Origin of the sequence: Streptomyces sp. NPDC050388 (assembly GCF_040655635.1) — a bacterium.
GTDB lineage: Bacteria > Actinomycetota > Actinomycetes > Streptomycetales > Streptomycetaceae > Streptomyces.
Map to the genome: position 1 here is coordinate 1 of NZ_JBFAKH010000172.1, position 6866 is coordinate 6866.

Sequence of the window (6866 nt, forward strand, 5' to 3'; positions counted from 1 at the left end):
GGTCGTAAACCACCAGGTGAGAGGCGTGCAGGACGACCCGCACCCGCTTGCCGATCAGCCGGATCGGCACCGAGTAGCGGTTGGTGACGTGCTTCAGGCGGGTCTCGCGGGGGTCAGGCGATGGAGACGCCCTTCGCACCGAGGTAGGCGACCGGGTCCACGTCCGAGCCGTAGTTCGGCGTGGTGCGGATCTCGAAGTGCAGGTGCGGGCCGGTCGAGTTGCCGGTGGATCCCGAGAGGCCGACCTGCTGGCCGCCGCTCACGGCCTGGCCGGCCGAGACGGACAGCGAGGACAGGTGGGCGTACTGGGCGTAGTGGCCGTCCGCGAGCTTGATGACGACCTGGTTGCCGTACGCACCGGCCCAGCCCGCGGAGACGACGGTGCCCGGGCCGACGGCCTTCAGGGAGGTGCCGGTCGGAATGGCGAAGTCGACACCGGTGTGGTAGCCGCTGGACCACATGCTGCCGGCCACCTTGTAGGCGGTGCCGAGGCCGCCACCTGGCACCGGCGAGCTGTAACCGGAGGTGTTCGCGGCCTGGTCGGCGGTCGCGGCGCCGGAGGATGCCTTCGGTGCGGAGGACGGAGCGGACGAGGAGGGCAGCCCCAGGGAGGCGGAAGGACCGGAAGAGGGTGACTTCTTCGGCGTGCTCGTCGCGGCCTTGCCGTCGACCGAGAGCTTCAGGCCGGGGTGGATGAGCGACGGGTCGTCACCCACGGCCTCCCGGTTGTCGGCGTAGAGCTGCTTCCAGCCGCCGTCGACGTTCTCGGACTCGGCGATCTTCGCCAGGTGGTCGCCGCCCTTCACGATGTACGTGCGGGCGCCGCCGTCCTTGCCGCTGTCGGCCTTCTTGTCGGCGACGGAGAACGCCTGGACGGCCTTTTCCGGGGCCGCCTGCGCAGGGGCGGCGCTCGCGCCGGTGGCGCCGAGAAGCGGCAGGGCGAGCGCGGCGCCACCAGTGCCGGCGACGGCGATGGCGCGGGTGAAACGCAAAGCGCGGGGACGGCGGTGCTTACCCTTTGCGGGCATGACGAATTCCTCTCCGGCGCCTACGAGGTGAGCTGTCGGGTTCGGACTGGAGATGCCCGGTCGCGTCGAGACGCGACTTAACCCCGAGCCTGTTCCGGAGACCGGAACAGGCAGTGGTACCTGTGGGTCCCCCGCTCCTGCCGTACACGGGTCAGTGTGTGCGGGCTCCGGGCGGCGGCAGGATTAGGCGTCCGTCCGGATCGATGGCGAACGTAGGCGACCACGGCGCAAAGGGACAAGCACGATGTTCCGAACGAAGGACCTTTTCCGTGATCCATGTACCTGAATTCCGTCACCCAGAGTCGACCCTGATTTCCCGCACCCCTTGAATTCCCTTGCGAAACGCCGGAATTACGTGAGCATGACGACAACACATCGTCACCGATATGACGATGCTCACCACGCCCTCCCCATATCCCCAAATACCGGGATCCATTACTCCCAAATGCGCCAAACAGACATAACGCACTTAATTACCCGATCGTGGACGCTCCGCTCCGGCCGCACGGCGGGCTCGGAACACCCGTGCCGGCTGATCCGTGGACAACTCATTGCCCCTGACAGGCATGTCGTATCGTCGAGTGACACCCGCCGACGCCTCCCCGTCGGCGGCGAGAGGGAGGGGCCCCTGTGACGCAGCACATCCCGTCTACCGAACCCGAGCTGACCGGAGTGCGGAACTTCCGCGACGTGGGCGGACTGCCGACCGTGGACGGCCGCCGGGTACGGCACGGCGTGCTGTTCCGCAGCGGTCATCTGGCCCACGCCACCGCGTCGGACGCCGACTTCCTGTCCTCCCTGGGACTGCACACCGTCTTCGACTTCCGCAACGCGGCCGACCAGAAGCTGGACGGCCACGACATCGAGCTGCCCGGCGTGCGCCATGTGAACCTGCCGCTGAGCGACCCGGCCGACGGCGCCCGGTTCTGGAGGATGGTCCGCGACGGCGACCTGGACCAGCTGCGCTCGATCCTCGCCGACGGCAAGGGGGCGGGCCGGATGATCGCCTCGTACCGCGTGATCGTCAAGGAACGCACCGCCGAGCACTCCCAGGTGCTGCGCTCACTCGCCGAGGACAGCGTCCCCGCGCTGATGCACTGCGCGGCCGGCAAGGACCGCGCGGGCCTGTCGGTGGCGGTGACGCTGCTCGCCCTGGGTGTGGAACGGGACGCGATCTTCGACGACTATCTCAAGTCCAACGCCAAGCACCGCCGCTACAGGGTGCGCCGCAGCGGCAGCTCCGCCTCGGCCTACTCCCCCGAGGTCATGGAACTGCTCAACCCCCTGTTCGACGCCCGCGCCGAATATCTGTCGGCCGCCCTGGAAACCATCGAGGAGACCTGGGGCGGCGTGGACCCCTACCTCGAGACGGCGCTCGGGCTCACCCCCGAAAACCGGGAGCGACTGCGCGAGCGCCTGCTCGACTGAGGAACCACCCGACCGGGCAGCGCCTCACGGAGGCACTGCCCGGACAGGCCCTGGGGGCTACTGCTTCGCGCCCAGCGCGAACAGCAGATAGATGAAGCCCGCGAAGACGTGCCCCACCACGACGTAGACGAACAGCCTCACCCACAGGGCGCGAGGGAACTTCTCCTCCAGGTCTTTCATGACACATCTCCATGGGTGGGGCCCAGGCACAGGGCGGCCGTGGGGCTCTGCAACAGGGTATGGACGAAGAGCAGCTCGACCCCGTCGGGGTCCTGAGCGGCGATACGGTGCGGGGTCAGCGAGTCGAAGTGCGCGCTGTCGCCCGGGGCCAGCCGGTGCAGCGCGTCCCCGAGGCGCAGCAGCAGTCGCCCCTTGAGGACGTACAGCCATTCCTCGCCCGGGTGGACCCGCACGATGCCGCTCTGGGAGCCGTGGGGAACCTCGACCCGCAGGGCCTGCATCCCGCGCCCGGGGGAGCCGGCCTGCCGGTACGTCCAGCCGCCCGCGACGGTCGGCTCCGTGTCGGCGGCGCGCAGCACCGTGTCATGGTCGGTGGCGGTCTCGCCGAGCAGCTCCGAGACCGTCGTACCGTAGGTGCGGGCCAGGGAGAGCAGCATGGGCAGCGAGGGCTGACGCTGCCCGGTCTCCAGCCGGGAGAGGTGGGCGGGCGACAGCCCCGCGTCGCGTGCCGCGGCCTCCAGGGTCAGACCTGCCCGGCGGCGCAGCGCGCGCAGGTGCGGCGCGACCGCGGGAAGCTCGGCGGCCGGTTCGGCCGACGGCTCGGTTCCGGGGGTGCTCATGACCCCATTCAGCAGGATTATTGCCCGTGGGGCAAATCTCTTGCCTCACGGGCAAAAAGGGCGGGTGTCACCGTCTGGCAGGCATCACGGCCGGACGGGGTCAGTGTCCCACCGGCCGGCGACCGCCTGCTTCATCAGGGTCCTGCCGAACTCCCACACCAGACCGCCGTCGTGGGCGTCGTCCATCACCGCCGTGAAAGCCGCCACGAACCGGTCCACGTCCCGCTCGTCGATGATCAACGGCGGGATCAGTTTGATCACCTCCATGTGGTCACCGGAGACCTGGGTGAGGATCCTGTGCCGCCGCAGCAGCGGTACGACCACCATCTGCGCGAAGAGCCCCTTGCGCGCGGCCTGCAGCGCGGCCCAGCGGCCGCGCAGCCTGAGCGACCGCGGCCTGCCGAACTCGATGCCGATCATCAGGCCCCGGCCGCGGACGTCGGCCAGCAGTTCGTACTTCCCGGTCAGCGCCGCGAGCCGGGACCGCAGCAGCTCCCCGGTGGCCCGGACGTGCGCAACGATGTGCTCGTTCTCCATGACCGACAGGACCGCGAGGCCCGCGGCCATCGCCTGGGCGTTGGCCCCGAAGCTGGCCGAGTGGACCAGCACCCGGTCCATCGACGAGTAGACCTTGCGGAAGATCCAGTCCTTGCCGAGCGTGGCCCCCACCGGCACATAGCCGCCGGAGAGCGCCTTGGCCACGCACACCAGGTCCGGCTCGACCCCCTCCTCGTGCTGGTAGGCGTAGAAGTCGCCGGTCCGCCCGAGTCCGGTCTGCACCTCGTCGGCGATCAGCAGCGCCTTGTGCCGGTGCAGCAGTTCCTGCGCGGCGCGCAGATAGCCGGGCGGGGCCTCGTGCACTCCCTTGCCCTGGATCGGCTCCACGATGAGGGCGGCGACATCGCCCTTGGCCAACTCCCGCTCCAGCGCGTCCAGATCTCCGAGCGGTACCGCAGTGTCGGGCAGCAGCGGGGCGAAGCCGTCGCGGAAGCCGGACTCGCCGTTGACGGACAGGGAACCGGTGGTCAGTCCGTGGAAGGCGTGCTCGCAGTACAGGACGCGCGGTCTGCCGGTCACGTAGCGGGCGAACTTCAGGGCGCCCTCGACCGCCTCCGTTCCGCTGTTGCCGAAGAACACCCGGTCCAGGTGCGGGCTGTGCGCGAGCAGTCGCTCGGCCAGCAGACCGGGCAGCGGCTGGCAGTCGAAGCGGGTGAGGTCGGCGAGCGAGGCGTCGAGGACGTCGTGCAGCGCCTTGCGGACCACGGGGTGGTGGCGCCCCAGGCCCATCACCCCGAATCCGGCGAGCATGTCCAGGTGGTCGTTGCCGTCCGCGTCCCAGAAATGGGCACCCTCGGCTCGTTCGTAGACCTTGTCGAAGCCGATGGTGTGCAACATGCGCGGGAGCTGGTGGTTGAGGTACCGGGTGTGCAGCTCGTAGCGCTCGGCTCCGCGTTCGGCCAGCAGCGCGCCGAGGTCGAACTCCCCGGCACGCGAAGACTTCGCCGCGGACTCCGCGATGGTCATTGCGGTGACTCCTGTCGGTCCTGTGGTTGCTTCGGCGACTCGTCCCCGGCGGTCAGGCTCGCGCTGATCCGGCCGGCGATCTCGACGGGCGTCAGGCCGACGTCGGCCAGCACCTCGCCGCGTTTGGCGTGCGCGAGGAACTGTTCCGGGATGCCGAACCGCCGTACCGGTACGTCGACATCGGCGTCGCCCAGCACCAGGGCCACGGCCGAACCCACGCCCGCCGCACGGCTGTTGTCCTCGACGACGGCCACGAGACGGTGCTCGGCGGCCAGCCCCACCAGCGCCGGGTCGACGGGCTTGACCCATCGGGGGTCGACCACGGTGCAGCGGATGCCGCGGGCTTCGAGCAGTTCGGCGGCCTGGAGACAGACGGACGCCATCACCCCGACCGCCACCAGCAGCACCTCGGGAGCGCCGGCGCGGTGCAGGACGTCCAGGCCGCCGACCCGGTCGAGCGCCGGGATCGCCGGTCCCACGACCTCCTTGGGGAACCGCAGCAGCGTCGGCGCGTCGTCGACGGCGACCGCCTCCCGCAGCTGGACGCGCAACTGGTCCGCGTCGCGCGGTGCGGCGATCCGCAGGCCGGGGACGACCTGGAGGATCGACATGTCCCACATGCCGTTGTGCGAGGGCCCGTCGGCGCCGGTGACACCGGCCCGGTCCAGGACGAAGGTGACCCCGCAGCGGTGCAGCGCCACATCCATCAGCAGCTGGTCGAAGGCGCGGTTCAGGAAGGTGGCGTAGACGGCGACGACCGGGTGCAGGCCGCCGGTCGCCAGTCCCGCCGCGGACACGGCGGCGTGCTGCTCGGCGATGCCGACGTCCCACACCCGGTCCGGGAACCGTTCGGCGAAGGCGCCCAGGCCCACCGGATGCAGCATGGCGGCGGTGATCGCCACCACGTCCTCGCGTTCCTCCCCGATGCGGACGATCTCCTCACCGAAGACCGAGGTCCAGGAGGGTGCGCCGGCCGGTGCGAGCGGCGCACAGGTGAGGGGGTCCATCACGCCGACGGTGTGGAAGTGGTCCTCCTCGTGGGCGACGGCGGGTTCGTAACCGCGGCCCTTCTCGGTGAGGCAGTGGACCAGCACGGGCCCGTGGAAGCGTTTGGCGCGGCGCAGGGCGGACTCCACGGCCTTGACGTCGTGCCCGTCGACGGGGCCGACGTACTTCAGGCCCAGGTCCTCGAAGAGGCCCTGGGGGGCGAAGGCGTCCTTGAAGCCCTTTTTCGCGCCGTGCAGCGCCTCGTAGGCGGTGCCGCCGATCAACGGGGTGTGCTGGAGCACGTGTTTGCCCCAGGCCAGCACCTTCTCGTAGCCGTCGGTGGTGCGCAGGGCCGCGAGGTGGTCGGCGAGGCCGCCGATGGTCGGGGCGTAGGAACGTTCGTTGTCGTTGACGACGATGACCAGCGGGCGGTCCTTGGCGGCGGCGATGTTGTTCAGCGCCTCCCAGGCCATGCCGCCGGTCAGGGCGCCGTCGCCGATCACGGCGACGACATGCCCCTTCTCCCCCTGCATCCGGCGGGCCTTGGCCAGTCCGTCGGCCCAGCCGAGGGCCGTGGAGGCGTGGCTGTTCTCCATGACGTCGTGCTCGGACTCCTCGCGTGAGGGATAGCCCGACAGGCCTCCCTTGCCGCGCAGCTTGGAGAAGTCCTGACGACCCGTCAGCAGCTTGTGGACGTAGCTCTGATGGCCCGTGTCCCACAGGATGCGGTCGACGGGTGACTCGAAGACCCGGTGCAGGGCGACGGTGAGTTCCACCACGCCCAGGTTGGGCCCGAGGTGCCCTCCGGTCCTGGCGACCGCGTGCACCAGGAACTTCCTGATCTCTTCGGACAGTTCACCGAGTGCCGCCTCGGACAGCGCCTTCAGGTCACGTGGTTGCCGGATGCTCTCCAGAATCGTCACGCTCGGGCCCCCTTCGGTTCCGTGCTGTTCAGCTCACGGTGACGGCCGGCTCCCCCGACGCGACGCCGTCCTTCTCCATCTGCTCGGCGATCTTCATGGCCTCCTCGATCAGCGTCTCCACGATCTTCGACTCCGGAACGGTCTTGATGACCTCGCCCTTCACGAAGATCTGCCCC

At 69.8% G+C, this 6866-nt stretch carries 6 protein-coding genes, 1 pseudogene and 1 riboswitch; of the genes and pseudogenes, 1 reads left to right on the forward strand and 6 read right to left on the reverse strand.

The window, feature by feature from the left end; translation table 11 throughout:
* Positions 1-113 precede the first annotated feature (113 nt).
* Positions 114-1028, reverse strand: coding sequence for a LysM peptidoglycan-binding domain-containing M23 family metallopeptidase (locus AB0I73_RS39605; RefSeq protein ID WP_363045245.1), 915 nt, complete (start codon positions 1026-1028; stop codon positions 114-116).
* A gap of 4 nt (positions 1029-1032) precedes the next feature.
* Positions 1033-1195, reverse strand: a riboswitch (cyclic di-AMP (ydaO/yuaA leader).
* 463 nt (positions 1196-1658) lie between these two features.
* On the opposite strand from AB0I73_RS39605, the gene AB0I73_RS39610 reads away from it, so the two are divergent.
* Positions 1659-2456, forward strand: coding sequence for a tyrosine-protein phosphatase (locus tag AB0I73_RS39610; protein ID WP_363045246.1), 798 nt, complete (start codon positions 1659-1661; stop codon positions 2454-2456).
* Between the two features lie 57 nt (positions 2457-2513).
* On the opposite strand, the gene AB0I73_RS39615 is transcribed toward AB0I73_RS39610, so the two are convergent.
* The 5 genes and pseudogenes from AB0I73_RS39615 to AB0I73_RS39635 form a co-directional block, all read right to left on the reverse strand.
* Complete coding sequence (locus AB0I73_RS39615; protein ID WP_109376178.1) at positions 2514-2636, reverse strand: DUF6126 family protein; 123 nt, start codon at positions 2634-2636, stop codon at positions 2514-2516.
* The gene (locus tag AB0I73_RS39620; protein WP_363045247.1) at positions 2633-3256 is read right to left on the reverse strand and encodes an XRE family transcriptional regulator; all 624 of its coding nucleotides are present in this window, start codon (positions 3254-3256) and stop codon (positions 2633-2635) included. Before AB0I73_RS39620 ends, AB0I73_RS39615 begins: the two co-directional genes overlap by 4 nt.
* 84 nt (positions 3257-3340) lie before the next feature.
* Positions 3341-4780: an aspartate aminotransferase family protein gene (locus AB0I73_RS39625; RefSeq protein ID WP_363045248.1), complete on the reverse strand. Its 1440-nt coding sequence runs from the start codon at positions 4778-4780 to the stop codon at positions 3341-3343.
* Positions 4777-6690: a 1-deoxy-D-xylulose-5-phosphate synthase gene (dxs, locus tag AB0I73_RS39630; RefSeq protein WP_363045249.1), complete on the reverse strand. Its 1914-nt coding sequence runs from the start codon at positions 6688-6690 to the stop codon at positions 4777-4779. Before dxs ends, AB0I73_RS39625 begins: the two co-directional genes overlap by 4 nt.
* A gap of 28 nt (positions 6691-6718) precedes the next feature.
* Positions 6719-6866 (reverse strand): annotated as a pseudogene (locus AB0I73_RS39635) (4-hydroxy-3-methylbut-2-en-1-yl diphosphate synthase); the annotation flags it as partial.

What these genes read in the sequence shown, in the direction of transcription:
- AB0I73_RS39625 (WP_363045248.1), bottom strand. Translation starts at nt 4,780, where the DNA reads ATGACCATCGCGGAGTCCGCGGCGAAGTCTTCGCGTGCCGGGGAGTTC.
- AB0I73_RS39615 (WP_109376178.1), bottom strand. Translation starts at nt 2,636, where the DNA reads ATGAAAGACCTGGAGGAGAAGTTCCCTCGCGCCCTGTGGGTGAGGCTG.
- AB0I73_RS39605 (WP_363045245.1), bottom strand. Translation starts at nt 1,028, where the DNA reads ATGCCCGCAAAGGGTAAGCACCGCCGTCCCCGCGCTTTGCGTTTCACC.
- AB0I73_RS39620 (WP_363045247.1), bottom strand. Translation starts at nt 3,256, where the DNA reads ATGAGCACCCCCGGAACCGAGCCGTCGGCCGAACCGGCCGCCGAGCTT.